This window comes from Nocardioides oleivorans (assembly GCF_004137255.1).
Classification (GTDB): Bacteria; Actinomycetota; Actinomycetes; order Propionibacteriales; family Nocardioidaceae; genus Nocardioides; species Nocardioides oleivorans.
Window position 1 is genome coordinate 318,401 of the sequence record NZ_SDWT01000002.1, and the last position, 26,798, is coordinate 345,198.

General features: G+C 72.4%; 24 protein-coding genes. 13 read left to right on the forward strand and 11 right to left on the reverse strand.

What is annotated here, in order from left to right; genetic code table 11:
- Nucleotides 1–7: 7 nt before the first annotated feature.
- On the reverse strand, nucleotides 8–2,728 hold the full coding sequence (locus EUA93_RS17255) for a bifunctional acetate--CoA ligase family protein/GNAT family N-acetyltransferase (protein WP_242497479.1): 2,721 nt from the start codon (nucleotides 2,726–2,728) through the stop codon (nucleotides 8–10).
- A gap of 129 nt (nucleotides 2,729–2,857) precedes the next feature.
- Between EUA93_RS17255 and EUA93_RS17260 the strand changes: the two genes are divergently transcribed.
- Genes EUA93_RS17260 through EUA93_RS17275 form a run of 4 tightly spaced genes read left to right on the forward strand, consistent with a single transcriptional unit; the run spans nucleotide 2,858 to nucleotide 8,429 of the window.
- Nucleotides 2,858–5,398, forward strand: a complete 2,541-nt coding sequence (locus EUA93_RS17260) for a DNA gyrase/topoisomerase IV subunit A (RefSeq protein WP_129401541.1) — start codon at nucleotides 2,858–2,860, stop codon at nucleotides 5,396–5,398.
- A gap of 4 nt (nucleotides 5,399–5,402) precedes the next feature.
- Nucleotides 5,403–6,125, forward strand: coding sequence for an LppX_LprAFG lipoprotein (locus EUA93_RS17265; RefSeq protein WP_129401542.1), 723 nt, complete (start codon nucleotides 5,403–5,405; stop codon nucleotides 6,123–6,125).
- Nucleotides 6,122–7,891, forward strand: a complete 1,770-nt coding sequence (locus EUA93_RS17270) for an MFS transporter (protein WP_242497480.1) — start codon at nucleotides 6,122–6,124, stop codon at nucleotides 7,889–7,891. Before EUA93_RS17265 ends, EUA93_RS17270 begins: the two co-directional genes overlap by 4 nt.
- A gap of 43 nt (nucleotides 7,892–7,934) precedes the next feature.
- Nucleotides 7,935–8,429, forward strand: coding sequence for a beta-class carbonic anhydrase (locus EUA93_RS17275; protein ID WP_207208814.1), 495 nt, complete (start codon nucleotides 7,935–7,937; stop codon nucleotides 8,427–8,429).
- A 3-nt stretch (nucleotides 8,430–8,432) separates the two neighbouring features.
- Here the strand turns inward: EUA93_RS17275 and EUA93_RS17280 are convergent, their stop codons facing one another.
- Nucleotides 8,433–10,505, reverse strand: coding sequence for a DNA gyrase/topoisomerase IV subunit B (locus tag EUA93_RS17280; protein ID WP_129401544.1), 2,073 nt, complete (start codon nucleotides 10,503–10,505; stop codon nucleotides 8,433–8,435).
- Nucleotides 10,506–10,821: 316 nt separating this feature from the next.
- On the opposite strand from EUA93_RS17280, the gene EUA93_RS17285 reads away from it, so the two are divergent.
- Nucleotides 10,822–11,055 carry a DUF7455 domain-containing protein gene (locus EUA93_RS17285; protein WP_129401545.1) on the forward strand — a complete coding sequence of 78 codons (234 nt, stop codon included), beginning with the start codon at nucleotides 10,822–10,824 and terminating at the stop codon, nucleotides 11,053–11,055.
- An 85-nt stretch (nucleotides 11,056–11,140) separates the two neighbouring features.
- Here the strand turns inward: EUA93_RS17285 and EUA93_RS17290 are convergent, their stop codons facing one another.
- The gene (locus EUA93_RS17290; protein WP_129401546.1) at nucleotides 11,141–11,689 is read right to left on the reverse strand and encodes a TetR/AcrR family transcriptional regulator; all 549 of its coding nucleotides are present in this window, start codon (nucleotides 11,687–11,689) and stop codon (nucleotides 11,141–11,143) included.
- A 110-nt stretch (nucleotides 11,690–11,799) separates the two neighbouring features.
- Here EUA93_RS17290 and EUA93_RS17295 point away from each other — a divergent pair, with 110 nt between their 5' ends.
- From EUA93_RS17295 to EUA93_RS17305, 3 genes are read left to right on the forward strand one after another with little or no spacing between them, the layout of a single operon-like run.
- Nucleotides 11,800–13,278, forward strand: coding sequence for an MFS transporter (locus EUA93_RS17295; RefSeq protein WP_242497481.1), 1,479 nt, complete (start codon nucleotides 11,800–11,802; stop codon nucleotides 13,276–13,278).
- 42 nt (nucleotides 13,279–13,320) lie between these two features.
- On the forward strand, nucleotides 13,321–13,797 hold the full coding sequence (locus EUA93_RS17300) for a DUF456 domain-containing protein (RefSeq protein WP_129401547.1): 477 nt from the start codon (nucleotides 13,321–13,323) through the stop codon (nucleotides 13,795–13,797).
- A gap of 6 nt (nucleotides 13,798–13,803) precedes the next feature.
- Nucleotides 13,804–14,631: a DMT family transporter gene (locus EUA93_RS17305; RefSeq protein ID WP_129401548.1), complete on the forward strand. Its 828-nt coding sequence runs from the start codon at nucleotides 13,804–13,806 to the stop codon at nucleotides 14,629–14,631.
- 28 nt (nucleotides 14,632–14,659) lie between these two features.
- Here EUA93_RS17305 and EUA93_RS17310 read toward each other — a convergent pair whose 3' ends face one another.
- Nucleotides 14,660–15,202, reverse strand: coding sequence for a hypothetical protein (locus EUA93_RS17310; protein WP_129401549.1), 543 nt, complete (start codon nucleotides 15,200–15,202; stop codon nucleotides 14,660–14,662).
- Between the two features lie 91 nt (nucleotides 15,203–15,293).
- On the opposite strand from EUA93_RS17310, the gene EUA93_RS17315 reads away from it, so the two are divergent.
- Nucleotides 15,294–16,466, forward strand: coding sequence for a CapA family protein (locus tag EUA93_RS17315; RefSeq protein WP_165355206.1), 1,173 nt, complete (start codon nucleotides 15,294–15,296; stop codon nucleotides 16,464–16,466).
- 7 nt (nucleotides 16,467–16,473) lie between these two features.
- Here EUA93_RS17315 and EUA93_RS17320 read toward each other — a convergent pair whose 3' ends face one another.
- On the reverse strand, nucleotides 16,474–17,505 hold the full coding sequence (locus EUA93_RS17320; protein WP_129401551.1) for a M28 family metallopeptidase: 1,032 nt from the start codon (nucleotides 17,503–17,505) through the stop codon (nucleotides 16,474–16,476).
- A gap of 82 nt (nucleotides 17,506–17,587) precedes the next feature.
- On the opposite strand from EUA93_RS17320, the gene EUA93_RS17325 reads away from it, so the two are divergent.
- From EUA93_RS17325 to EUA93_RS17340, 4 genes are read left to right on the forward strand one after another with little or no spacing between them, the layout of a single operon-like run.
- Entirely contained in the window at nucleotides 17,588–18,616 is a 1,029-nt protein-coding gene (locus EUA93_RS17325; protein ID WP_165355207.1) for an ABC transporter substrate-binding protein, read from the forward strand.
- A gap of 14 nt (nucleotides 18,617–18,630) precedes the next feature.
- Nucleotides 18,631–19,653 carry a FecCD family ABC transporter permease gene (locus EUA93_RS17330; protein ID WP_129401553.1) on the forward strand — a complete coding sequence of 341 codons (1,023 nt, stop codon included), beginning with the start codon at nucleotides 18,631–18,633 and terminating at the stop codon, nucleotides 19,651–19,653.
- Entirely contained in the window at nucleotides 19,650–20,726 is a 1,077-nt protein-coding gene (locus tag EUA93_RS17335; protein ID WP_129401554.1) for a FecCD family ABC transporter permease, read from the forward strand. Before EUA93_RS17330 ends, EUA93_RS17335 begins: the two co-directional genes overlap by 4 nt.
- Nucleotides 20,723–21,496, forward strand: coding sequence for an ABC transporter ATP-binding protein (locus EUA93_RS17340; protein WP_129401555.1), 774 nt, complete (start codon nucleotides 20,723–20,725; stop codon nucleotides 21,494–21,496). Before EUA93_RS17335 ends, EUA93_RS17340 begins: the two co-directional genes overlap by 4 nt.
- Before the next feature lie 12 nt (nucleotides 21,497–21,508).
- Here EUA93_RS17340 and EUA93_RS17345 read toward each other — a convergent pair whose 3' ends face one another.
- From EUA93_RS17345 to EUA93_RS17370, 6 genes are all read right to left on the reverse strand, one after another.
- Nucleotides 21,509–22,111 (reverse strand): TetR/AcrR family transcriptional regulator, encoded by a 603-nt coding sequence (locus EUA93_RS17345; protein WP_129401556.1) that lies wholly within the window; start codon nucleotides 22,109–22,111, stop codon nucleotides 21,509–21,511.
- Nucleotides 22,112–22,130: 19 nt separating this feature from the next.
- On the reverse strand, nucleotides 22,131–23,423 hold the full coding sequence (locus tag EUA93_RS17350) for an SGNH/GDSL hydrolase family protein (protein ID WP_207208815.1): 1,293 nt from the start codon (nucleotides 23,421–23,423) through the stop codon (nucleotides 22,131–22,133).
- 72 nt (nucleotides 23,424–23,495) lie between these two features.
- On the reverse strand, nucleotides 23,496–23,966 hold the full coding sequence (locus EUA93_RS17355; protein WP_165355208.1) for a BLUF domain-containing protein: 471 nt from the start codon (nucleotides 23,964–23,966) through the stop codon (nucleotides 23,496–23,498).
- Nucleotides 23,967–24,106: 140 nt separating this feature from the next.
- Entirely contained in the window at nucleotides 24,107–25,594 is a 1,488-nt protein-coding gene (locus tag EUA93_RS17360; RefSeq protein WP_129401558.1) for an RNA polymerase sigma factor, read from the reverse strand.
- A 116-nt stretch (nucleotides 25,595–25,710) separates the two neighbouring features.
- Complete coding sequence (locus tag EUA93_RS17365) at nucleotides 25,711–26,292, reverse strand: HhH-GPD-type base excision DNA repair protein (RefSeq protein ID WP_129401559.1); 582 nt, start codon at nucleotides 26,290–26,292, stop codon at nucleotides 25,711–25,713.
- Nucleotides 26,293–26,313: 21 nt separating this feature from the next.
- Nucleotides 26,314–26,715 carry a universal stress protein gene (locus tag EUA93_RS17370; RefSeq protein WP_129401560.1) on the reverse strand — a complete coding sequence of 134 codons (402 nt, stop codon included), beginning with the start codon at nucleotides 26,713–26,715 and terminating at the stop codon, nucleotides 26,314–26,316.
- Nucleotides 26,716–26,798: the final 83 nt, after the last annotated feature.

The following is a 26,798-nucleotide window of genomic DNA, read 5'->3' on the forward strand; positions in this document are numbered from 1 at the left end:
GCGGACCTCAGTCGGGCAGGGTGTCCCCGGGCATCGTGCTCAGCCGGCGGACGAACCAGTCCGAGCGCGGGTCCTTGACCGGCTCGACCCGGATGGTCGCGCCCAGCACCGTCGTGCTCTCGCTGCCGGCGAGCACCAGCGGCAGCTGGAGCGCCCGGACCTGCGGCAGGTCGTGCTGGAGCTGCGAGACCTGACGCACCAGCCGCTCGATCTCGGCGACGTCGACGATCTCGCTGCCGCGGTAGCCGAAGAGCAGCGGGGAGGCCTTGATCTCGCGGATCATGTCCTGGGCGTCGTGGTCGGCCAGCGGCGGGATCCGGAAGGTCCGGTCGCCGAGCAGCTCGGTCAGCGGCCCGCCGACCCCGAAGGAGAGCACCGGACCGAAGAGCGGGTCCTCCATCGTGTTGATCGTGACCGGGACGCCGGGCGGCGCGTTGCGCTGCACCACGAAGCCGGCCCGGTCGGGGTCGGTGATGAGGTCGTTCAGCGACGCCCACGCGTCGGCCATCTCGTCGGGGGTGTCGATGTTGCGCCACACGTGCGCGAGGTCGGGCCGGTCGCGCAGGTGGTCGGCCGTCGCCTTGAGCACCACGTCCCACCCCAGCGCCTCCGCGGCGGTCGTCGCCTCGTCCAGCGTCTCGACGGCGTAGGTGTCCCACAGGTCGATGCCGTAGGCGCCGAGCAGCCGGTGCTGCTCGACGAAGTCGAGGTCACGACCCTCGGGGTGGTTCATCAGCAGCTCGTTGACGAGGTGGCGCGCGTCGTCGCGGTCGTTGCCGACCAGCTCGCCGACGCTCGTCTGCGGCACCCGCACCCACACGGCGTACTCCACGACCCGGGCGAGCGCGCGCACCGCGGCCTCGACGGCGGGGTACGACGGCACGGACCCGCGACCGGCGCTGGAGCCCGCCACGTCGGGGACCCGCAGCAGCTCCGGGACGCCCTCGGTCCCGAGGAAGGTCGACACGATCGGCTTGTCGGACTGCTCGCCGACCGCGGCGAGCACGTTGGCGACCTGCTCGCGGGCGCCGGCCACGTTGAGGGGCGGGATGAAGATCGCGACCACGGCGTCGACCTCGGGGTCGTCGATCGCCGCGTCGAGGGCGTCCTCGAAGTCCTCCGCAGTCGCCTCGGCACCGAGGGCCTCCTGCCGGTTGACCACGAGCCCGACGCCGTTGGCGGCGTCGGCGGCGAGCAGGCCGAGCGCGTCGGAGTTGCCGACGATCGCGACCCGTCGCCCGCGGGGCAGCGGCTGGTGGGCGAGCAGCTGGGCGACGTCGAACATCTCCTCCAGCGACTCGACCTGGATGATCCCGGCCTGCCGGAACATCGCGTCGACGGCCTCCGGCGGGGCGCCGATCTTCCGCACGGCGTGCCCCATCGGCACGCCCTGCGAGCTGCGACCGGACCGGACGGCGACGATCGGCTTGCGGCGGCTCACCCGGCGGGCGATGCGGGAGAACTTGCGCGGGTTGCCGATCGACTCGAGGTAGAGCAGCACGACCTCGGTCGCGTCGTCCTCCTCCCAGTACTGGAGGAGGTCGTTGCCGGAGACGTCCGCACGGTTGCCGGCGCTGACGAAGGTGGTGAGGCCGAGGCCGCGGTTCTGGACCTTCTCCAGGATCGCCGAGCCCAGGGCACCGGACTGGCAGAAGAAGCCCGCTCGTCCGCGCGGCGGCATGACCGACGAGAGCGAGGCGTTGAGCTGGACGTCGGGGTCGGTGTTGATGATGCCGAGCGCGTTGGGCCCGATCAGGCGCAGGCCGTAGGACCGGGACAGGCCGACGAGGCGGCGCTGGCGCATCCGGCCCTCCTCGCCGGTCTCGGCGAAGCCCGACGAGATCACGACCAGGCCGTGCACCCCCTTGGCGGCGCAGTCGAGCACGACGTCCTGCACGGACTCGGCCGGGACGGCGACGATCGCGACGTCGACCTCCCCGGGGATCTCCCCGACCGTCTTCCAGGCCGGCATGCCCGACACCGAGTCGGCGCTCGGGTTGACGACGTGGATGCGGCCGGTGAAGTTGCCCAGCACGAGGTGGCGCACGAGCGCGCGGCCGATGGTGTCCTGACGGCGGCTCGCGCCGATGATCGCGACCGACTTCGGCGAGAAGAAGCGCTCGATCGAGGCGTACTCGGCGCGGTGCTCGCGCTGCTCCATGACACCGATCGCGGTGTCGGTCGGGTCGATGCGGAACACCAGCTCCATCACGCCGTCCTCGAAGGCACTCTTCACCTGGTAGCCGGCGTCCCTGAACGTGTGGATCATCGCCTGGTTGTCGGGCAGCACCTCGGCGACGAACTCCTCGACGCCGCGCTCGCGACCGGCCTGGGCCAGGTGCTCGAGCAGCAGCTGGCCGATCCCCCGGCCCTGGTGGCGGTCCTCGACGAGGAAGGCGACCTCGGCGTGGCCGGGTCGGATCGTGTCGAAGCGGCCGACCGCGATCATGTGTCCGGCGACCAGCAGGATCAGGGCGACGCGGTCGCGGTGGTCGACCTGGGTGAACCGGTCGAGGTCGCGCTCGGACAGCTCCGGCATCGGCGAGAAGAAGCGGTAGTACTTCGACTGGTCCGAGACGCGGGCGTAGAAGTCGACCAGCAGCTCGCGGTCCTCGGGCTGCATCGGGCGGATGTGCGCGGTGCGGCCGTCGCGCAGCAGCACGTCCGCCTCCCAGTGGCGGGGCGGCGGAGTCGTGGCCACCTCGACAGTGGCGTCCGCTTCGGTCACGGCTGCAATCTATCGGCAAGGATCGGACAAGGTGCGCATACCTCCGCAACGCTCGAGCCGGGCGATTGTCACGGTGGCCCCGGCGTGCCCCCGGCCGCGGGGCCGGGCCGGACAGGGACAATGGCGCCCATGGCACGACGTACGACGAAGCAGCCCCTCCCGGACGACTTCGAGGAGCACATCCTCGACACCGACATCCGCGACGAGATGCAGTCGTCGTTCCTGGAGTACGCCTACTCCGTCATCTACTCCCGCGCGCTGCCCGACGCGCGCGACGGCCTCAAGCCGGTGCAGCGCCGCATCCTCTACACGATGGACGACATGAGCCTGCGGCCCGACCGCGGGCACGTGAAGAGCGCCCGCGTCGTCGGTGAGGTCATGGGCCGGCTGCACCCGCACGGTGACGGCGCGATCTACGACGCCCTGGTCCGGATGGCGCAGCCGTGGTCGATGCGACTGCCGACGGTCGACGGCCACGGCAACTTCGGCTCCCCCGACGACTCCCCCGCCGCCATGCGCTACACCGAGTGCCGGATGGCGCCGGCGGCGGTTGCGATGACGGCCTCGATCGACGAGGACACGGTCGACTTCAAGCCCAACTACGACTCCCGCGAGATGGAGCCGGTCGTGCTCCCCGCGGCGATCCCGCACCTGCTGGTCAACGGCTCGGCCGGGATCGCGGTCGGCATGGCGACCAACATCGCCCCGCACAACCTCGTCGAGGTGGTCCAGGCGCTCAAGCACCTGATCACGCACCCGAAAGCCACGATCGACGACCTGATGCGCTTCGTCCCCGGTCCCGACCTGCCCACCGGCGGCAAGATCGTGGGCCTCGACGGCATCCGCGACGCCTACGAGACCGGGCGCGGGACGTTCAGGATGCGCGCCACCGCCCGGATCGAGTCGGTCACCGCGCGCCGCAAGGGCATCGTGGTCACCGAGCTCCCCTACGGCGTCGGCACCGAGCGGGTCATGGAGCAGATCAAGAAGCTCGTGATGGCCAAGAAGCTCCAGGGCATCGCCGACATCAAGGACCTCAGCGACCGCGAGCACGGCCTCCGCCTCGTCATCGAGGTGAAGAACGGGTTCGTCCCCGAGGCGATCCTCGAGCAGCTCTTCCGCCAGACCGCCCTCGAGGACTCGTTCGGCATCAACGCCGTCGCCCTCGTCGACGGTCAGCCGCGCACGCTGGGCCTCAAGCAGATGCTCGAGGTCTTCCTCGGCCACCGCTTCGACGTCGTACGCCGACGGTCCACGCACCGCCGCAAGAAGGCCGCCGACCGCCTGCACCTCGTCGACGGCCTCCTCGTCGCGATCCTCGACATTGACGAGGTCATCCAGGTCATCCGCAGCTCCGACAACGCCGCCGCGGCCAAGGAGCGGCTGATCTCGGTCTTCGAGCTCTCCGAGGCGCAGGCCGACTACATCCTCGACATGCCGCTGCGCCGGCTGACGAAGTTCTCCAGGCTCGAGCTGGAGAAGGAGAAGTCCGAGCTCGAGCGGACCATCGAGTACCTCGACGCGATCCTCGCCGACGAGAAGCTGCTCCGGAAGGTCGTCTCCGACGAGCTCTCCGACGTCGCGAAGGAGCACGGCACCCCGCGCCGCACGGTGCTCCTCGGGGCGGCGCCCGCGGTCACCGCCTCGACGTCGGTCGAGGTCACCGACGACCCGTGCTTCGTCCTGCTGTCGTCCACCGGTCTGCTCGCCCGCACCCGCGACGCCGAGGTGCCCGGCTCGGGCGGCGACCGGGCCGGCCACGACGTGGTCGTCTCCGCGGTCCGTACGACGAAGCTCGCGGACGTCGGCGTGATCACCAACCGCGGCCGGGTCGTGCGCCTGTCCGTGATGGACCTGACCAACGCCGAGCTGCCGCCGACGGCCAACGACCCGAACCTCCAGGGCACGCTCCCGCTCGCCGAGATGCTGGCGCTCGACAACGGCGAGCGCGCGCTGGCGCTCACCTCGCTCCCGACCGACGGTCCCGGCCTCGCGCTCGGCACCCGCGACGGCGTGGTCAAGCGGGTCAACCCCGAGGTGCCCAACCGCGACGAGTGGGACGTGATCGGGCTCAAGGACGGCGACGAGGTCGTCGGCGCCGTCGAGCTCACGACCGGCGAGGAGGAGCTCTGCTTCATCTCGAGCGACGCCCAGCTGCTCCACTTCGGTGCGGCCGGCGTGCGCCCCCAGGGTCGCGCCGGCGGGGGCATGACCGGCATCAAGCTCGGGTCCGGGCAGCACGTCGCCTTCTTCGGTGCCTTCGACCCGGCCGACGCCGTGGTCGTCACCGCGTCGGGCTCGTCGGTGGCCCTGGAGGGCACCGAGCCGGGCGCGGTCAAGGTGACGCCCTTCAGCGAGTACCCCGGCAAGGGCCGCGCCACCGGCGGCGTCCGCAGCCACCGCTTCCTCAAGGGCGAGGACGTGCTGGTCAACGCCTGGGCCGGCCCCGGCCCCGCACGCGCCTCGGCGTCGAGCGGCGCGCCCATCGACCTGCCCGAGGCCAACGGGCGACGGGACGGCTCCGGCGTACCCGCACCGCAGCCGATCGCCGCGATCGGCTCCCCCGTCGCCGCACAGGTGGCGGGCAGCTCTCCGGACCAGGCGCCGGACCAGGCACTGGACCGGCCGGCCGGAGAGCCCGGTGACGCGACCGCCCCTGTGGAAGGCTGACGCCATGTCCCGCCGCCTGCACACCCGACAGAGGCGCCTCGCCCTGGCCACCTCCGCGCTCTTCCTCGCGCTCCCGACGCTCGCCGCCTGCTCCGGCAGCGACTCCCCCGCCGAGGAGGGCGCGTCGCCCGAGGACGTGCTCGCCGAGGCGTCGGCCATGCTCACCGAGACCAGCGGCGTCGAGCTCACCCTGGCCACCGGTGCGCTCCCCGAGGGCGTCTCCGGCATCGCCAACGCGACCGGCACGATCACCCAGGCGCCGGCCTTCGAAGGAACCATCTCGGTGGTCTTCGCGGGCCAGAACGTCGACGTGCCGGTGATCGCGGTCGACGACACCGTCTACGCGCAGCTGCCGTTCACGCCCGGCTGGAACAAGCTCAACCCCAAGGAGTACGGCGCTCCCGACCCGTCGACGCTCATCGGGAAGGACGGGTTCCCGGGCCTGCTGACGCTCACCGAGTCGCCCGAGGCGGGCGAGAGCGTGCGCGGCGGCGCCGACAACAAGGAAGTCCTCACCACCTACTCAGGCACGGTCCCCGGCGACGCCATGGACGCGGTGATCCCGTCCTCGGCGGGTGACTCCTTCGACGTCGAGTGGCAGGTCAACGACGACGGCGAGCTCCGCAAGGCCACCATGACCGGCGTCTTCTACCCCCACACCGACCCGATGACCTACACCGTCGACTTCGCCGACTACGGGACCACGAAGGACATCACCGCGCCGTGAGCCAGCCGGTCGAGGTGCCGGTCGAGCACGGGCGCTCCTCGCGGTTGCTGCTCGCCCTCGCGGCGGTGGCCGTCGCGTTCGCCGCCGCCGACACCTACGTCGTCGTGCTGGCGCTGCCCGACATGATGACCGGCGTCGGGGTGCCGATCGACCAGCTCCAGCGCGCGGCCCCGATCGTCAGTGGCTTCCTGCTCGGCTACGTCGCCATGCTGCCGCTCATCGGCCGGATCGCCGACCTCCGCGGGCGGGTGCCGGTGCTGGTGATGGCCCTGGTGCTGTTCGCCCTCGGCTCGCTCGTCACCACCCTCGCCTACGACATGCCCAGCATCGTCGCCGGCCGGTTCCTCCAGGGTGTCGGCGGCGGCGGACTGGTGCCGGCCACCCTCGCCCTCGTCGCCGACCTCTACCCGGTCGAGCGTCGTGGGGTGCCGCTCGGCGTCGTCTCCGCGGTCCAGGAGATCGGCTCCGTCCTCGGCCCGCTCTTCGGGGCGGCCGTGCTCGCCGTCTTCGACTGGCGCGCGATCTTCGCGATCAACCTGGCCGTCGGGCTCGTGCTCGCCGCCGCGATCCGGGCGCTGGCACCGCGCGGCGAGTCCCGGCCGCGCCGGCGTCCCGACCTCGTCGGCATCCTCCTCGCCCTCGTCACGCTCGTGGCCGGCGGGGTCGTCTTCGTGCGCCCGCCGTCCCTGATGCGCGACCTCACGTGGGGCCAGCTGTTCATCCCGTTCGCGGGCGACGGCCGCTGGCTCACGCCGATCGGTGCCGTCGCCATCGCTGCCCTCGTGCTCCTGATCGCCTGGAGCTGGTTCGCTCCGCGACCGGTGCTCGACCTGCGCGGCTGGGGACGCGTCCTGGTCGACGCCGACCTGGTCGGCGCCCTCCTCCTCGCCCTCGCGCTGGGTGGCGTGATCCTGGCCTTCGCGACGGCCGACCCCAAGATCGAGGTCTTCTCCCCCCGGGGTCGCTGGTACCTCCTCGGTGCGGTCGTCGCCTCCGCCGTCTTCACCTGGCACGTGCGCCGCGCCGCCCACCCGCTCGTGCCGCGCGGCGCCCTGCGACGTACGCCGGCGTGGGGGGCGCTGCTGGTCAGCTTCTTCGTCGGTGCCGCGCTGATCGCCGCGCTCATCGACATCCCGCTCTTCGCCCGCACCACCGTCTACCCCGACGACCAGCTGCCCGCAGCCCTGGTGCTGGTGCGGTTCCTGCTCGCCCTGCCGGTGGGTGCCGTCGCGGGCGGCTACCTCATCCGCACGGTCTCCCCCGGCGTCGTCACCGCCGCCGGGATGCTGATGGCGGCCACCGGCTTCGTGCTGATGACCCGGTGGGGACTGACCACGATCGAGGAGCCGGTCGCCAACGTCGCCCTCGTCGTCGGCGGCCTCGGCTTCGGCCTGGCGCTGGCACCGGTCAACGCGGCGCTGCTCGCCTCGACCGACGACGACTCGCACGGGGTCGCCAGCGCCTTCGTGGTGGTCGCGCGCATGGTCGGGATGCTCGTGGGGATCTCCGCACTCACCACGATCGGCCTGCGCCGCTACTACTCCGAGCAGCTCGCGATCCCACCGGTGCAGGAGGTCTGCGACGGCAAGAGCCGGTGCAAGGAGTTCTCCGACCTCCTCCGGGTCGCCGGGATCGCGCAGGAGCACGCCGTCTTCTGGGGAGCCGCCGGGTGCGCGGTCGTCGCCGCCGTCCTCGCGCTCGTGCTCTTCCGCCAGGTGGGCCCGACCCGGCTCAGCGTCCGCGACGCGATGGGATCCGCTGGCTGACCGATCGCGGGCCGCGCCACCCGGAGGCGTTAGCCTGCGTCACGTGAGCGACTTCGACGACCTCCTCCAGGCAAACCGCGAGTTCTCGGACTCCTTCGACCTCGGCGGCTTCGACGGCAAGGCGCACGCAGGTGTCGGCCTCATCACCTGCATGGACTCGCGCATCAACCCGCTGCGGATGCTCGGGCTCAAGTACGGCGACGCCAAGATCTTCCGCAACCCGGGCGGCCGCGTGACGCCGCAGGCGCTCGAGGCGCTGGTCCTCGGCGTCCACCTGCTCAACGTCCAGCGGATCCTCATCGTCCCGCACACCCGCTGCGCGATGGCAGCCTCGTCCGAGGCCGAGCTGCGCGCCAGGATCGGCGAGTCGGCCGGCACCGACGCCAGCTGGGCGTCGTTCGGCGTGGTCACCGACCAGCTCGACCAGCTCCGCCAGGACGTCGCCAAGGTGCGCACGCACCCGCTGATCGGCGACCGCGCCAAGGTCGGCGGCTTCATGTACGACGTCGACACGGGCCTGATGACCCAGCACGTGTGACGGCTAGGCGTCCAGCGACTCGACGTCGACCTCGTAGGCGCCCTGGACGATGAACTCCTTGCGGGGGGCCACGTCGGAGCCCATCAGGAGGTCGAAGACCCGGGCCGCCTCGTCGACGTCGTCGATCGTGAGCTTGCGGAGCGTGCGGTGGCGGGGGTCCATGGTCGTCTCCGCGAGCTGGTCGGCGTCCATCTCACCGAGGCCCTTGTAGCGCTGGACCGGCTCCTTCCAGCGCACGTTCTTCCGCTTGAGGTCGGCCAGCCTCCGCTGGAGCTCCGCGTCGGAGTAGGTGTAGACGTACTTGTCCATCCCCTTCTTCGGGTTGGACAGCTCGATGCGGTGCAGCGGCGGGACGGCCGAGTAGAGCCGCCCGTCGCGGACGAGCTCGGGCATGTACTTGAAGAACAGCGTCGCGAGCAGGCAGCGGATGTGCGCGCCGTCGGAGTCGGCGTCGGCCATCAGGATGATCCGGCCATAGCGCGCCGCCTCGAGGTCGAACGTCCGACCGGAGCCGGCGCCGACGACCTGGATGATCGAGGCGCACTCGGTGTTCTTGAGCATGTCGCCGACGGTGGCCTTCTGGACGTTCAGGATCTTGCCGCGGATCGGCAGGAGCGCTTGGAACTCGCTGCTCCGGGCCGCCTTGGCGGTGCCCATGGCCGAGTCGCCCTCGACGATGAACAGCTCGGTGCGCTCGGTGTCGGTGCTGCGGCAGTCGAACAGCTTGGCCGGGAGCGCGGACGACTCCAGCGCGTTCTTGCGCCGCTGGTTCTCCTTGTGCTGGCGGGCCGCGAGCCGGGTCTTGGAGGCACCGGCGACCTTCTCCATCAGGAGCTTGGCCTGGGCCTTCTCGGCCCGCTTGGTCGAGGTGAGGAACGCCTTGAGCTCCGCGGCCACGACCTTGCGCACGACGCCGCGCGCGGCCGGGGTGCCCAGGATCTCCTTCGTCTGGCCCTCGAACTGCGGCTCGGCCAGGCGCACGGTCACGACCGCGGTGAGGCCCTCGAGCACGTCGTCCTTGATGACGTCGGTGTCGGCGGCCTTGAGCACCTTCGCGGCCCGCATCGCGTCGTTGAACGTCTTGGTCAGCGCCGACTCGAAGCCGCCGACGTGGGTGCCGCCCTTGGGCGTGGCGATCACGTTGACGAACGAGCGCACCTCGGTGTCGTAGGCCGTGTCCCACCGCACCGCCACGTCGACGGTCAGCTCGCGCTCGACCTCCTGCGGCGTCATGTGGCCCTGGTCGTCGAGCAGCGGCACGGTCTCGGTGAACGTGTCGGTGCCCTGGAGCCGCAGGATGTCGGTGACCGGCTCGCCGTGCGAGAGGAACTCGACGAACTCCGCGATGCCACCGTCGTGGCGGAACTTCTCCTCGACCATCTCCCCCGAGCGCTGGTCGCTGATGACGAGCTCGAGCCCCGGGACGATGTACGACGTCTGCCGGGCGCGGCCGATGAGGCCGTCCATCTCGAAGCGGGCGTCCTGGGTGAAGATCTGGCGGTCGGGCCAGAAGCGGACCCGGGTGCCGGTCCGCCCCTTCGCGACGCGCTTGCCCTTGCGGGTCAGTCCCGGTTGCGGGGTGAACGTCGCGCCCGGGCCGTCGCCGTCGAAGACACCCGGCACGCCGCGCTGGAACGAGAGGCCCTGCTGCGAGGGGGCGCGGTCGACGTCGATGTCCATCCGCGAGGAGAGCGCGTTGACGACCGACAGGCCGACGCCGTGCAGGCCACCGGTGGCGACGTAGGACCCGCCGCCGAACTTGCCGCCGGCGTGCAGCTTGGTCGCGACGACCTCGACGCCGGACAGCCCGGTCTTGGGCTCCTTGTCGGTCGGGATGCCGCGCCCGTCGTCGTACACCTCGACGGAGCCGTCGTCGTGCAGCGTCACCTCGACGCGGTGCGCGACGCCGGCCAGGGCCTCGTCCACGCCGTTGTCGATGATCTCCCACAGGCAGTGCATGAGGCCGCGCGTGTCGGTCGAGCCGATGTACATGCCCGGCCGCTTGCGGACCGCGTCGAGGCCCTCGAGGACCAGGAGGTGCGCTGCGTTGTAGGTGTTGTCTGCGGGTGCTGCCACGGAGGTCCTGTCGTACGTGAAATCTGCCGGGGTCGGGTGCTACGAACCACTCACGTGGAACGCCTCGACACTACCTGCGACACGCCGTACGACGACGGAGGCACGCCTGCCCCGGGTCGGGCTGCGGCCGGTCTACCGTGGGCGTCCTCGGCGGGTGCTGCTCGGCAACAGTTCGTCCACGGATGCGGACAACACCAGCGAGGACACGTGTGACGTGATTGACTTGAGGAGTTCTCGAGCTTGAAACGCCAGCGGGGAATCTTTGCCCCACTGGCTACGTTGGGCCAGACACCGATGAACAAGAAATGAGGCTGACGTGACCACTGCCACCGCACCCACCCAGGCCGTCCTGACGGCCGGTGACCGCTGCGACCGCTGCGGCGCCCAGGCCTACCTCCGCGTGGAGCTCCAGTCGGGTGGTGAGCTGCTCTTCTGCGCCCACCACGCCCGCGAGCACGGCGAGAAGCTCCGCGAGGTCGCGGCGACCGTCCACGACGAGACGCACAAGCTCGAGACCCCGACCGCCCCGGTCGCGGACGACGAGGCCTGAGCACCACCCCACCCGCTACGTCCAGAACGGCCCCGGAGAGATCTCCGGGGCCGTTCTGCGTCTGCAGCGCACGAGTGGCGGTGCGTCAGCGCGCCATCCCCGCGGCGAGCACCTTGAGCAGCGGCTCGATCTCGCTGACCGGCTGCTCGGCACCGTCGGCGACGGTGGCCACGCCCCCCACGAGTCGGCACACGTCCTCGGCGGTGATGCCCTCGCGCAGCACGCCCTCCTCGTGGAGCCGGTCGGTCACCCGGCTGGTGGCGTCGCGCAGCACCTTGCACTTGGGGGCGATCGGCGAGTCCGGCTGGACCATGGCGGCCGTGATCTTGGCCGGACCGCCCTTGTGCAGGCTGATCAGCTCGGCGTAGGTCATCAGCCACTGGTCGAGCAGCTCGCGCGGCGGGCCCTCGAAGGCGAGCACCTTCTCGGTCGCCTCCTCGACGCGGTCGACCCACACCTGCATGACCGCGTTGACGAGGTCCTCGCGGGACGGGAAGTGCCGGTAAAGGGTGCCGGCACCGACGCCCGCGCGCTTGGCGACCAGGTCGAGCGAGGCGTTGTAGCCCTGCTCGCGGAACACCTCGCGGGCGCTCTCCACGATCAGGTCGCGGTTGCGCCTGGCATCAGCTCGCACGGTCACTCCTCTTGCTAAACGGAGACACTCTCCGTATTGTTCTCGAAAGCGGAGAACTTCTCCGCCTACAGTACACCGGCCCCACCGGGCCAGAACAGGACCGAACCGTCGTGACCATCCGTTCCCGCTCCGCCGCCTCGTCCACGGCACTGCCCGACGAGCTGCCGCCCGACGCCACCCGGGTCGCCACCGGCATCGCCATCGTCCTGGTCGCCCAGCTGATGCTCGTGCTGGACGCGACCGTCGTGAACGTCGCCCTCCCCCGCATCGACGCCGACCTGGGCTTCGGCCCGGCCGCCCTCTCGTGGGTCCTCAACGCCTACACCCTCGCCTTCGGCGGCCTGCTGCTCCTCGGTGGCCGTCTCGGCGACGTCCGCGGCCGCCGCCGCCTCTTCCTCCTCGGCCTGGGCCTCTTCACCCTGGCCTCCCTCCTCGGCGGGCTCGCGCAGTCGCCCACCCAGCTCGTGGTCGCCCGCGCGGCGCAGGGCGTCGGCGCCGCGATGGCCGCACCCAGCGTGCTGGCCCTGCTGACGACCAACGCCCCCGACGAGGCCGCTCGCAACCGCGCACTCGCGCTGTTCGGAGCCGTCTCGTCCGGTGGCGCCTCGATCGGCCTGGTCCTCGGCGGGCTGCTGACCGACGTCGCGTCCTGGCGCTGGACGCTGTTCATCAACGTCCCGATCGGCCTCGCCGTGCTGCTGCTCACCCCCCGCTTCGTCAGCGAGACGCCGCGCCGAGAGGGTCGCTTCGACGTGGTCGGCGCGCTGACCGCCACCGTGGGTGCCGCCTCGGTCGTGTGGGCCCTGGTCGGTGCGCCCGAGCACGGCTGGCTCTCCGCCCGCACGCTCGGCGTGCTCCTCCTCGGTGCGCTCAGCATCGCCCTGCTCGTCCGCACCGAGCGTCGCCACCCGCACCCGCTCGTCCGGCCCAGCCTGCTGGCGGACCGCCGTCGGGTCGCCGCCCTGGGCGTGATGGGCCTGGTCGTGGCCGGGCAGCTGTCGATGTTCTTCCTGACCGTCCAGTACACCCAGCGTGCGCTCGGCATGGGTCCGCTCGCGACCGGCTTCGCCTTCCTGCCGTTCAGCGTCGGCATCTTCGCCATGTCGCGGCTGACGCCGTCGCTCCTCGCCCGCCACGGTGCGGGCCGGCTTATCCCGGTCGGCGCAGCGCTGCTCCTCACCGGCTTCGTCCTGCTGAGCCGGGTGAGTGAGACGTCGACGTACGCCACGGGGGTGCTGCCCTCGATGGTCCTGTCCGGCATCGGCGGCGCCCTGGTGTTCATGCCCGTGACCGCCACCGTGCTGTCCGGCGTCGAGCACGAGCACGCCGGGTCGGCCTCGGGTCTGCTGCAGACCGTGCAGCAGCTCGGCGCAGCCGTGGGCGTCGCCATCGTCGCCTCGGTGTACGCCGTCGGGGCGCAGGCCGGGAGCTTCGTCCCCGGCGCGCGGGCGGCCTACCTCACCAGCGCGACGTTCGCCGCGATCGCCCTGGTGATCGCCCTCGCTGCGCTCGCCCGGACCCGCCGCGGCTCCGCGCCGGCGCCCGAGGTCGAGGCCGAGCAGGTGCCCGTGCCCGATCTCGCTGCCTGACCGACCAGCCGGCGCCGGCCGGGACGTCGATAGGTTCACCTCGTGACCACCCTCGACGTCCTGGTCGGCATCGCCATCGCCATCGGCATCGCCGGCATCATCGTGCCGGTGCTGCCGGGCACCCTCCTCGTCCTCGGCGCGATCCTCGTGTGGGCCGTGCAGGTCGGCACGTCGACGGGCTGGGTCGTGTTCGCCGTCGCGACCGTCCTCCTCGCCGCCGGCACCGTGGTCAAGTACCTCGTGCCGGGCCGCCGGCTCAAGGCCGCCGGCGTGCCCAACCGGACGCTGCTCATCGGGGGGCTGCTCGCGTTCGTCGGGTTCTTCGTGATCCCGGTCGTGGGCATGTTCATCGGCTTCGTGCTCGGTGTCTATGTCGCCGAGCGCGCCCGCGTCGGCGGTGCGCAGGCCTGGCCCTCGACCGTCGGTGCGCTGAAGGCGGTGGGGGTCTCGATCCTCATCGAGCTCGTCGCCGCGTTCCTCGCCGCCGTGACCTGGGTCGTCGGCGTGGCGACCACCTGACCGCCCATGGCCGTCCTGCTCTCCCTCGTCGCCGCCCTCGCCTACGGGCTCTCGGACTTCGTCGGCGGCCTCGCCTCGCGTCGTACGTCGGCGTGGCCGGTCGCCTTCGTCGGCACCGCGTCGTCGTTCGTCGGCGCGGTCGTCCTGGTCCTCGTCACCGACGGCGACCCCACCTCCACCGACCTCTGGTGGGGCGCGCTCGCGGGTGTCGGCTCCGGCGCGGGCGGCGCATTCCTCTACCGCGGCCTGGCGGCGGGCCGGATGGGCGTGGTCGCGCCGATCTCGGCCGTCGGTGCCGCCCTGCTGCCGGTCTGCGTCGGCGTCGCGACCGGGGAGCGGCCGGCGCTCCTCGTGTGGCTCGGCATCCTCGCCGCGGTTCCGGGGATCTGGCTGGTCAGCCGTGAGCCCGGCGGCTCCGGCGACCTCGCCGCCGGGATCGTCGACGGCGTGCTCGCCGGCCTCGGCTTCGGCCTGCTCTTCGCGGCGATGGGCCAGGTGCCCGAGTCCGCCGGGTTCGCGCCGCTGGCGCTCGCCCAGGCCGTCGGCACGGTCTGCGTCGCCGTCACGGCGACGGCACTCGGCGGTCGGTGGGTCCCGAGCGCGGCCTCACAGGCGTGGGGCGTGGTGGCGGGCCTGCTGGCGACCGCGGCGGCGGTCGCCTTCCTGCTCGCGACCCAGACCGGGCTGCTCACCATCGCCTCGGTGGTGACGTCGCTCTACCCGGCGATCACGATCGCGCTGGCGGCGGCCGTCCTCCGCGAGCGGATCCACGGGCCCCAGGGGCTCGGGCTGCTGCTGTGCGGTGTCGCCGTGTCGCTCGTCGCCGCCGCGTGAGTGCGGCTGGGTCCGGCGGGACCTTGCGTCAGGCGGCCAGGCCCGACGCGATCGGCAGGCTCCAGCGGTGCCGCTTGGGCGCCCAGTCCACGACCGGGTGCGACCCGTCGGCCATGTCGCCCATCTTCACCGAGATGCGGATGGACGAGGCGTCGTCGAAGCAGTCGCGGCTGATCACGGCGCGGAAGACGTCGTTGCCCCACTTCGGCTTGGCGTCGTAGTCGCAGCTGACCCGCTCGTCGACCGCGCGCCAGCCCCTCGCCTCGGTGAGGACGTAGTCGGTGCCGTCGCCCAGGCCGCTGCTCAGGACGTACTCCGCGCCCCGGGCGTCGGGGTCGGTGTCGATGAAGACGGAGATGCCCGCGGCGCTGGTCCGCATCAGCTCCTGGAACCGCACCTTGACCAGCAGGTTCGCCTTGCCGTGGTTCGCCTCGAGCCCGGTGATGTCGGTCAGCGACGCGGTGGCGTCGGCCGGGTCGTCGATGCGGTAGAACTCCGCGTGCGCGGGGCCGGCGACCAGCGCAGCGAGCGCGAGGCCGGTGCCGACGGCGAGTGCGGTCCGAGATCTCATGGCGTCGAGTGTCGCACCCCGCGACCCCACCCCTCCACCCACTTGCGGGTGCTGGACCACCCCGCGGACACCCCGGTGCGAGCATGGGCGCATGACGGGGGCAGGCACGACGGGAGCACGACGCCGGCTCCTCGCCGCGGCGCTGGGCTCGACCTGCGTCGCGCTCGCCGCGTGCACGACGCCCTCGGACGTGGCACCGGGTCCCACGCCCGGGAACCGCTCGTCGACCACGCCCGGCTCGTCGTCCTCGGATCCCACCCCGGATCCCACCCCGAGCCCCGACCCTGCCCCCGCCGCACCGATCCGGATCGCCCTGGCCGGTGACATCCACTTCGAGGGGGTGCTGGCCGGGCGGCTGCGCGACCCGTCGTCCGCGCTCGCCCCGGCAGCGGAGGCCCTCTCGGCGGCGGACCTGACCATCGCCAACCTCGAGACGTCGGTCGGTGCTGGTGGACGCCCCGAGCCCGGCAAGCGCTACACCTTCTCCGCGGGCCCGGAGGCCTTCGCCGCGCTCGCCGCGGCCGGGGTCGACGTGGTGAGCATGGCGAACAACCACGCGCTGGACTTCGGACGCGGTCGTCTCCCCAGCACCCTCGCCGCAGCTCGCCGGGCCGGGCGGGCCGCGGCGCCGCTCGCCGTCGTCGGGATCGGCCGTGACGCCGACCGGGCCTTCGCACCCGCGCTCACCGACGTGGGCGGCACCGTGGTCGCCACCCTCGCCGCGTCCGTGGCCGACCAGGACCCGACCGCCGATCCCACGGGCGACTGGGCCGCCACCGACAACCGGGCCGGCATCGCCGACGCGCTCGACCCGGCTCGGCTCCTGGCGGGCGTGCGCCGGGCGCGCGAGGACGCCGACGTGGTCGTGGTCTACCTGCACTGGGGCGTCCAGGGCGAGCGGTGCCCGAGCCAGGACCAGCGCACGCTCGCCCGTCGCCTGGTGGGGGCCGGCGCCGACGTCGTGGCGGGCTCGCACGCCCACCGGCTCCAGGGTGACGGTCGCCTGGGCGACGCGTACGTCGCCTACGGGCTGGGCAACTTCGCGTGGTACTCGCCGGGTGGCTCCACCACGTCGCGCACGGGCATCCTGTACCTGACCGTGCGGCCCCGGACCGGCGGCTCGCGCCCTCCCCACGTCGTGCGCGCGGCGTGGGAGCCCCGGCGCATCGGGGTCGACGGGCTGCCCGCGACGACCGGCCCCAAGGACGGGGCCGACTTCCGGGCCGACCGCGAGTCCCTCCGGAGCTGCGCGGGCCTGGGCTGAGGGTGGCCTAGCGCCGCGGCGCGAGCCAGGCCAGCACGACCCGGCCCACACGCTCGAGCTGCGCGGGCGCGACGACGGCCGGCACGTCGCCCGCCGAGTGGTAGCCGGCGTAGGGCGTCGATCCCAGCCGGGCGGCCGGCAGGCCGGCCCTCACGAACGACCAGTGGTCGCTGCTCCGCTCGTCGGCCTCGGCGACGGTCGGGACGCCCGCCCGGCGCGCGGCCTCGAGCAGGGCCCGCTGCACGGGGTCGGACGTCGACGCCGACCCGACGGGCACGACCGTCCCCACGCCGACGCGGTCCAGGGAGACCATCGCGCGCACGGCCCCGCGCTCGGCGCGCGTGAGGGAGGCGACGTACTGCGTCGAGCCGAAGTGGTGCAGCGCGTCGCCCGCCCCGCGCGGCTCCTCGGCGCCGAAGGCGACGAGCACGACCGGCAGGCGCGTACGCCGGTCCGCGACCGCCTCCGCCACCGCGAGCACGACGCCGACCCCCGAGGCGTTGTCCTCGGCGCCGGGGGCCTGCGACACCGTGTCGAGGTGCGCACCCACCACGAGGTGCGGCTCCGTGGCGTCGAACCCGGGGGGCGTGGCGACCACGTTGGCCGAGCGACCCGCCGCGAGTGGCGCGCCCTGCCACGACACCCCGGCTGGTACGTCGACCCGCTGGCGGGAGACGTCGTACCCCAGCGCGGTGAAGCGAGCCTCGACCCAGTCGGCGGCGCGCCCGAAGGCCGGGCTGGTCCCCTCTCGTGGACCGATCCGCCCGGCGAGGTGCGCGACGGCGGCCACCGCCGTCGCGCGGTCCAGGTCGTCGGGCGAGACGGGCGCGGGGGCCGGGCTCGAGGGCGGGGTCGAGGTAGGGCTCGAGGCAGAGCTCGAGGTCGGCGTCGAGGTCGGCGTCGAGGTCGGCGTCGAGGTCGACGTGGGTGCCGGCTCGCCGCTGTCGGTGCAGGCCCCGACCGCCAGCAGTGCGGGCGTGAGGGCGAGCGCGAGGCGGCGTCGACGTGACCTCGGGTCGGGCGTCGGCCGGCGGCTCATGCGTCCACAGTGCCAGCCACTTCCTGATCCCACCCGTTTTGAGGTTAGCCTTCCCTTACTCCAGTCCGGAAAGGGACGACACATGACCAGCAGATTCCGCGCCGCGGCCCTCGTCGCCGCCTCGCTCGCCCTCCCCCTCAGCGCCTGCGCCGGTTCCTCGGAGGCCGAGCCCGACACCGCCGCCGACGCGCCTAGCGGTCCCTGGAGCTTCACCGACGGCTCCGGTGAGGAGGTCACGCTCGACGAGACCCCGACCCGGATCATCGCCCACGGCGCCGCTGCCCGGGCGCTGATGTCGTTCGGCATCAAGCCCGTCGCCATCTACGCCGACGAGTCGGTCGAGACCGACCCCAACCTGCGCGACCTCGACCTCGACGGCATCGAGATCCTGGGCGAGGAGTGGGGCAAGATCGACGTCGAGAAGGCCGCCTCGCTGCGCCCCGACCTCATCGTCGCCGACTGGTGGCCCGCCGAGGAGGCGCACTCGGGTGTCGAGGAGGGCGTCGAGGCCAGGAGCAAGAAGATCGCCGAGCTCGCGCCGATGGTCGGCGCGACCCAGGGCGACTCGATCCTCACCCTCGCCGAGACCTACGAGGACCTCGCCGAGAGCCTCGGCGCCGACGTCGACGACCCCGCGATCGCCGCCGACAAGGAGCGCTTCGAGGAGGTGCGTGCGGAGTTCGAGGAGGTCGCGAAGTCCCGCGACGACCTCAGCGTCTACGCGATGTCGCCCTACGAGGACCAGGTCTACGTCGCGAACCCGGAGTACGCCCCCGAGCTGCTCGACTTCATCGCGTGGGGCCTCGACCTGAAGGCGCCCGACTCCCCCGACGCCGACTTCCCCTACTGGGAGACGCTGAGCATGGAGAACGCCGACAAGTACCAGCCCGACCTGATCCTCTGGGACGACCGCGACGACCTCGACAACGTCGGCGAGCTCAACGCCGACTACGGGAAGACCCAGCCGACCTGGTTCTCCGTCAAGGCCGCGGAGGCGGGCGCGGTCGCGTCGTGGCCGGCGTTCTGGCTGCACACCTACGGTGACTACGCCACGCAGCTCGAGGAGCTCACGGACGCGATCCGCGACGCCGACGGCACCGTCGGCGACTGAGCGGGCCACCGAGGTTGTCGACCGACTCCGCACGGCGGGCCCCGCTCCTCGGAGCGGGGCTCGCCGGACTGCTCGTCCTCGTCGTCGTCCTGGCCTTCCTCAGCCTGACCCAGGGCTCGCGCGACATCGCGTTCGGTGACGCCATGCACGCGTTGCTCACCCTCCAGTCGGGCGACACGATGGACGGCACGGTGACGCTCGAGCTCCGCGTCCCACGCACGATCCTCGGCGTCGTCGTCGGCGCCGCGCTCGGCCTGTCGGGGGCGGTGCTGCAGGGCGTCACCCGCAACCCCCTGGCCGACCCCGGCATCATGGGGATCAACGCGGGCGCCGCGCTGTTCGTGGTCGTCGCGATCGCGTGGCTCGGCATCACCGACGTCCAGGGCTACGTCTGGTTCGGCATGGCCGGTGCGCTCGTCGCCACCGTGATCGTCTACACGATCGCCTCGCTCGGCCGCGAGGGTGCGACCCCGGTCAAGCTCGCGCTCGCCGGGGTGGCGGTGACGGCAGGGTTCGGCTCCGTCACCAGCGCCGTGATGGTGACCCGCACCGACGTCCTGGACCAGATCCGCTTCTGGCAGGTCGGATCCCTGGCCGGGCGCTACGAGCCGGTCGTGCTGGGCGTCGCGCCGTTCCTCGCGGTCGGCATCATCGCCGCCCTCGCCTGCGGTCGTACCCTCAACGGCCTCGCGCTCGGCGAGGACTCCGCGCGCGGCCTGGGCATCGACGTCCGCCGTGCGCGCTGGGCGACCTTCGCGGTGGTCACGCTCCTCGCCGGCGCCTCGACCGCCGCCTGCGGGCCGATCGTCTTCGTCGGCCTCGTCATCCCGCACCTGGCCCGCTTCGTCTGCGGCCCGGACTACCGCTGGATCCTGCCGTACTCCCTCGCCCTCGGACCCGTCGTGCTCCTGCTGGCCGACGTCGTCGGGCGGGTGGTCGCACGCCCCGGCGAGGTCCAGGTCGGCGTCCTCCTGTGCGTGCTCGGCGCGCCCGCCTTCATCGCGGTCGTGCGCTGGGGAAGGCTGGCCGAGCTGTGAGCGCACGCACCGACACCCCCGCTCGTCAGCAGGCCGGGCAGCCCTCGACCCTCGACGCCCTGCGTGCCGTACGACGATCACGCTGGCGCCGCGGCCTGCTGGTCACCGCAGCCCTCGGCCTGCTCGCCCTCGGCCTGTGCGTGGTGACCCTGGTCGTCGGGAGCTTCCGGCTCAGCCTGGCCGAGGTGTTCGGCTCGGTCACCCACCTCGTCGACGACCCCGCGGTGGACTTCATCGTGCGCGAGCTCCGGCTGCCCGTCGCGGTGTCCGCGCTGTGCGTCGGTGCGGCGCTCGGCGCCTCCGGCACGATCTTCCAGCAGCTGCTGCGCAACCCGCTCGCCTCGCCTGACTTCGTGGGGGTCTCCGCGGGCGCCTCGGTCGCCGCGGTCGCGGGGATCGTGCTCTTCAACGCCAGCAGCCTCACCACCTGCCTGCTCGCGCTGGGCGGGGCCGTGGCCGGCTCGCTGCTGATGTACGTCCTCGCCTGGCGCGACGGCGTCAGCGGCTACCGCTTCATCCTGATCGGCATCGGCGTGGCCGCGACCTTCGAGGGGATCACCGGCTACCTCCTGACCCGGGCCACCGTCTTCGACGCCCGCGAGGCGATCCACTGGCTCACCGGCACGGTCGGACGCGCCGACGACGCCCAGCAGTACACGCTCGCCGCGGCGCTCGTCGTGCTCCTCCCGGTCGCCGTCGCGCTCCAGCGCCAGCTGAGGCTGCTCGAGCTCGGCGACGACACCGCGCGTGGGCTGGGAGGTCGCACCGAGCTGGCGAAGGTGGGCCTCATCGCGCTCGCGGTGCTCCTCATCGCGCTCGCCACGGCCGCCGCGGGTCCAATCGCCTTCGTCGCCCTCGTCGCCGGGCCCCTGGCCCAGCGCCTGCTCGGGCCGGCGGCGGGCGGCGTGCTCCCGGCGGCGCTGGTCGGTGCCGCCCTCCTGCTGGGCGCGGACCTCGTCGCGACCCAGCTCCTGCCGGTGGCCCTGCCCACCGGCGTCGTCACCGGCGCGCTCGGCGCGCCCTACCTCGTGTGGCTGCTCGCCACCGCCAACCGGGAAGGACAGGGCGGATGACCAGGCTCGCCGCGACAGGACTCACCCTCGGCTACGACGACCGCGTCGTCGTCGACGCGCTCGACGTCGAGATCCTCGAGGGCCGGGTGACCACCATCGTCGGCGCCAACGCCTGCGGGAAGTCGACCCTGCTGCGCGGGCTGGCCCGCCTGCTGAAGCCGCGCGCGGGCACGGTGCTCCTCGACGACCGCCCGCTCGACGTCCTCTCCACGCTCGAGGTCGCCAAGGTCCTCGGGGTGCTCCCCCAGACCCCGGTGGCACCCGACGGCATCACGGTCGGCGACCTCGTCGGGCGCGGTCGGCACCCGCACCAGGGCTGGTTCCGCCGCTGGACCGAGGCGGACGAGACCGCGGTCGCCGACGCCCTCGAGGCCACCGGCACCGAGGACCTCGTCGCCCGACCCCTGCGCGAGCTGTCCGGCGGCCAGCGCCAGCGCGTGTGGGTGGCGATGGCCCTGGCCCAGCAGACCGACGTGCTGCTGCTCGACGAGCCGACGACGTACCTCGACCTCAACCACCAGGTCGAGCTGCTGCGCCTGCTCCGCGAGCTCAACCACCGCAGCGGCAAGACGATCGTGGTGGTGCTCCACGAGCTCAACCTCGCCGCGCGCTTCTCCGACCACATGGTCGCCATGGCCGACGGCCGCATCGTCGCGCAGGGAGCGCCCGGCGACGTCGTGACCGCCGACCTCGTTCGCGACGTCTTCGGGCTCGACTGCCTGGTCGTGCCCGACCCGGTCGCCGGCACGCCGCTCGTCGTCCCGCTCTGACCGCCCGACTGCTCAGGCCAGCCGGGTGGCGAGGTAGGCCCCCAGCATGACCTCGACCTCGGCGAGCGTCGCCTGCCGTGCCGGATCACCGGCCGGGTGCCGGGCGAGCGTGTGGCGCACCGTCTCGATGCAGAGGTCGACGGCGCGGCGCAGGTCGTCGTCCGGAGTGCGTACGCCGGCCCGGCGCAGCGCGTCGGCGAACAGCACGATCAGGTGCTCGCGCACGGCGTGCGCCGGGGAGTCGCGCCGCTCGGGCGCGAGCTCCTCGGTGAGCCGGTAGTAGCCGGGGTGCCGCTCCTGGAGGTCGGCGGCCCGCCGCACGAGCTCGGCGAGCACGCCGTCCAGGTCGGCCACCGACGTGACGGCGCCCAGCGCGTCGGCGTACGCCGGGGTCACCGCGTCGAGGTAGCGCACCGCGAGCGCGTCGGCGATCGCCTCCTTGTCACCGAAGAACCGGTAGAGGGCGCCGACCGACAGCCCGGCGCGCGCCGCGATGCGGGTGGTGCTCGCCCCGGCCAGGCCCCGCTCGCCGATCTCGTGGTCGGCGGCGAGCAGGATCCGGTCGACCGTCTCCTGGGAGCGCACCTGCTGCGGGTCGCGCCGGGCGAGGCTCACGTCAGGGTCCGGTGTCGGCTCATGACGTGCTGATCGTCCCGTCCGGCCCGCGCGTGCACCGCACCGTGGGCGCGCCGGCGGCCCACGCCCCGGAGAGGCACCGACCGAGGGCCTGGTGGCCCGCCGTGTTCGGGTGCCACGACTCCTGGCACGTCTGGTAGTAGTCCGAGCAGGTGTCGGTGACGCGCTTGATGTCGAACTTGTCGTAGGGCCCGAAGCTCGTCACGTGCACCCCGCTCGGGCCGTCCATCACGCGCAGCGGCGTGGCGAGCGCGTTGGCGGGACTGCCCGGGCTCTCGCAGAGCCGGGCACCGTCGAAGGCGTGCTGCACGTCGAGGTAGGTGATCTGCGCATCGGGACGCTCGGCCTGCAGCGTGGCGGCCGCACCGCCGACGATGGTCCCGAGGTTCTCGCTGAACCGGTGGGCCGGGGCGAGCGAGTCGATGTCGGCGGGGCAGCCTGCGGCGTAGCGCTCGTCGACGAGCGCGCGGTACTTGTCGCGGGTGTCGCGGCGGCCGTCCTCCTCCACGTACTGCTCCGCGTAGGCCTCGGGCAGCGGGTTGGTGTAGTCCTGCAGCACGATCCGGTGCTCGCCGTCGGCGTCGACCTCGTCGAGGACGTCGAGCACCTGGCGCACGGCGGCGGTCGTCTCGGCGCGCGCGGCGTCGATCTGCGCGCCCGTGGCGAAGTCTGCGTCGGAGCAGGCCTGCTCGTTGAGCTCGGCGCCGGTCACCCAGTTGATGAAGTGGATCCAGACCTCCCACCAGCCGGTGTAGCCGTCGGCGACGAAGCGGCCGGCGCACTCCGCGGCCACGCCGCCGAAGGTGAACTGGCTGTTGTTGGACCCGAGCCCGAGCAGGACCAGGTCGACGTCGGAGGTCTGCGCGACCGCACGGAGCTGGTCGATCTGCGCGGCGACCGTACGCCCGGCCGGGCGCGCGCTCGAGGCGTTGGCCATGTCGGCCGGCTGGGCGCCGGAGCAGGCGAGGTTGACGCGCTGCGTGATGCCCGGCAGGTCGGCCACCTGGATCGAGGCGTTCGCCGAGCGGTGGCAGAAGTAGGGGTTGCTGTTGTCGGCGGCCCATCCCGGGAAGCCCTGCGACACCCCCGACTGGTCGGTGACCGGGACGTAGCCGCCGGCCCCCTCGCCACTGATGAAGCTGTCACCCATCGCCACGGCGGTCGGCGGCAGCGGATCGGCCTGCGCCGGTGCGGCGAGGGTGAGGGCCGCAGTCGCGGCCGTGGTGAGCAGCAGGGTGCCAGCGAGTGCCGCCGGCGTGCGCATGGGTCGTCCGAACCTGGTTCCGAGCATGTGAGGAGCCTCCCGAGAAGGAAACGCGAAGGATTCTTCGCGTCTCGATCCTGCGCCCGCCCGGGCCCGGCGTCAAGGACGGACGTCGGAGATGTGCGAGCGGAAGACCCGGTGGAAGGTCAGCGCGGCCGACCTGCGCTCGGACGCCCGCTCGATGTCGCCGGTGCGGAGGTAGTCGGTGAAGCCCGGGATCCGGGAAGCCTCCTCGGTCGAGGCCGACCGGAAGCCCATCGACCAGCCCGCGAACAGGCGCTCGTCGACCTCCTCGCGTCGCACGACGAGCACGCCGGTGTGGCGAGGGTCGTCCAGCACCCGTGCCATCACCCCGTCGACCGCCTCCTGCGAGCCCTCGAGCGTCTGGATGAAGTTGCCGCCGGCGTGGAGCAGCATCCCGGTCACGCCGCGCGTCTCGTTGGTCGCACGGGCCGCGACCAGGAGGTCCTCGAGCTCGGCGTCGGACCAGGGGTCGACGGCCGAGCTCAGGTAGGTGACGGAGATCAGCGCTTCATCGGCGTCGGTCGATCCGGTCGGTGGGCAGCTCACCACGGGAGGGTACGAAGCACGGCCCCACACCACGCCCACCGGGGAGCCACGGCCGTCGTACGCCTCCTCGACGCACGAACCACCCGGCGCCTGGTGGCTCTCCGGGTGGTTCGTGGTGGTGCGGGTCGATCGAGGCGCGATCAGTCCAGGTAGTCGCGCAGGACCTGCGAGCGGCTCGGGTGGCGCAGCTTCGACATCGTCTTCGACTCGATCTGCCGGATGCGCTCGCGCGTGACGCCGTAGACCTTGCCGATCTCGTCGAGCGTCTTCGGCTGGCCGTCGGTCAGGCCGAAGCGCATCGAGACGACGCCCGCCTCGCGCTCGGAGAGCGTGTCGAGGACCGCGTGCAGCTGCTCCTGGAGCAGGGTGAACGAGACGGCGTCGGCCGGGACGATCGCCTCGGAGTCCTCGATCAGGTCACCGAACTCCGAGTCGCCGTCCTCACCGAGGGGCGTGTGGAGCGAGATCGGCTCGCGGCCGTACTTCTGGACCTCGATGACCTTCTCCGGGGTCATGTCGAGCTCCTTGGCCAGCTCCTCCGGCGTGGGCTCGCGGCCCAGGTCCTGGAGCATCTGGCGCTGGACGCGGGCGAGCTTGTTGATGACCTCGACCATGTGGACCGGGATGCGGATCGTGCGCGCCTGGTCGGCCATGGCGCGGGTGATGGCCTGCCGGATCCACCACGTCGCGTAGGTCGAGAACTTGTAGCCCTTGGTGTAGTCGAACTTCTCGACCGCACGGATGAGGCCGAGGTTGCCCTCCTGGATCAGGTCGAGGAAGAGCATGCCGCGGCCGGTGTAGCGCTTGGCCAGCGAGACGACGAGACGGAGGTTGGCCTCGAGGAGGTGGTTCTTGGCGCGACGGCCGTCCTCCGCGATCCACTCGTACTCCTCGAGCATCTTCGGGCTGATCCGGCCACCCTTGGCGAGCTTCTCCTCGGAGAAGAGGCCGGCCTCGATCCGCTTGGCGAGCTCGACCTCCATCTCGGCGTTGAGGAGCGGGACCTTGCCGATCTGCTTCAGGTAGTCCTTGACGGGGTCGGCGGTGGCGCCGGCCACCATGACCTGCTGCTCGGGCTCGTCGGTCTCGTCGGCCGCGGAGACGGTGAAGGCCTGCTTCTCGTCCTCCTTGATGGTCGGGTCGGCCGCGACGTCCTTCTCGAACTCGTCGTCCGGGATGTCGGGCAGGACCTTCTTGCCGTCCGGGCCGACGGCCGGGGCAGCGACCTCGCCGAGGTCGACGGGCGCCTCGGCGGCCTTCGCAGCGGCCGCCTTCTTGGCAGGAGCGGCCTTCTTCGCGGCCGCCTTCTTGGCCGGAGCCTCGGTGGACGCGGCCGCCTTCTTGGCCGGGGCCTTCTTGGCAGCCGACGACGTCGTGGTGCGCTTCGTCGTCGCAGCGACGGCGCGCAGCGCCGTGGCGTCGATCTGCACCGAGATGCCGAGCTCGCTCAGGTGGCCGAGGAGCGCCTTCAGGTGCTTCGGCTCGACACCGGCCTCGTCACTGGCACGACGTACGTCCTCGGGGGACACGGTGCCGGTGGGGGTGGCGCTGGCGACCAGGGCGGTGATGGAGGGGTGCGTGAGCACCTCTGCGGGGAGCAACTTGCGTGCGTGTGAGGACACGAACACCTCTCGTCAAGCAACTTCGGGCGCGGCAAGGCCCGGTGTCGTCAAGAGCCGCACCGTCATTCTGCCACGGTGTCCCCCACGTCTCGACATCCGGTGGGGGAAGTACCCCGTGTCGACTACGCCGGGTCCGTCGGCGCCGAGGCCTTGGCCGCGGCCTTCTTCGCCTTCTTGAAGTCGCGCACCTTCTGCAGCGAGTCGGCGTCGACGACGTCGGCCACCGAGCGGTGCCCCTCGAGGGCGTAGTCGCCGACGACCGCCTCCCAGCCGTCGGGACGTACGTCGAGCCGCTTGGCCAGCAGGGCCACGAAGATCTGGGCCTTCTGCTTGCCGAACCCCGGCAGCGCCATCACGCGCTTGAGCAGGTCCTTGCCGTCGGCGGCCTCGGTCCACAGCCGCGAGGCGTCACCGCCGTAGGTCTCCTCGACGATCCGGGCGACCTCCTGCACGCGGGTGGCCATCGAGCCCGGGAACCGGTGGATGGCCGGCGGCGTGGACGCCATGGCGGCGAACTCCTCGGGGTCCGCCGACGCGATCGCACCGGGCTCGAACGTCCCCATCCGGTCGAGCACCTTCGCCGGCCCACGGAACGCGTGCTCCATGGGGTACTGCTGGTCGAGCATCATGCCGATCAGCAGTGCGAAGGCGGAGTCGTCGAGGACCTTGTCGGCGGCCGGGTCGCCGGTGATCTGGAAGCCCATGGGGACATCCTCCCCGATGGCCTACTGGGCCTTGACCGCGAGGACCGGGCAGGGGGCGTCGAGGAGGACGCGCTGGGCGTTGCTGCCGAGGATGAGCTTGCCGACGGGCGAGCGACGGCGCAGGCCGATGACGAGGAGCTCGGCGTTGTTGGCCTCGGCGATGCTGATCAGGTCCTCGGCGGGCTCGAAGCCGCGCACGAGCTGGCGGATGTCGTGCTCGACCCCGGACTCCGCGAGCGTCGTGCGGATCGTCGCCATCTCGTCCTCGGCCGCGCGCGCGGCCGGGCCATCGAACTCCTGTCCACCGCGGTGGGAGTTGACCACCACGAGCTTGCTGCCCCGCAGCTTCGCCTCGTTGATGCCGGCGGCGAGGGCGGCTTCGCCCTCGGGCTTGGGGACGTATCCGACGACGACGGTGCCCATGGTGTCTCCTCTCGTGGCCGCAGGCGGATCGCCGCGCAGCCTGCTGGAACCGTAACGGAAACGCGCGGGCTTGGGCAGCCTGT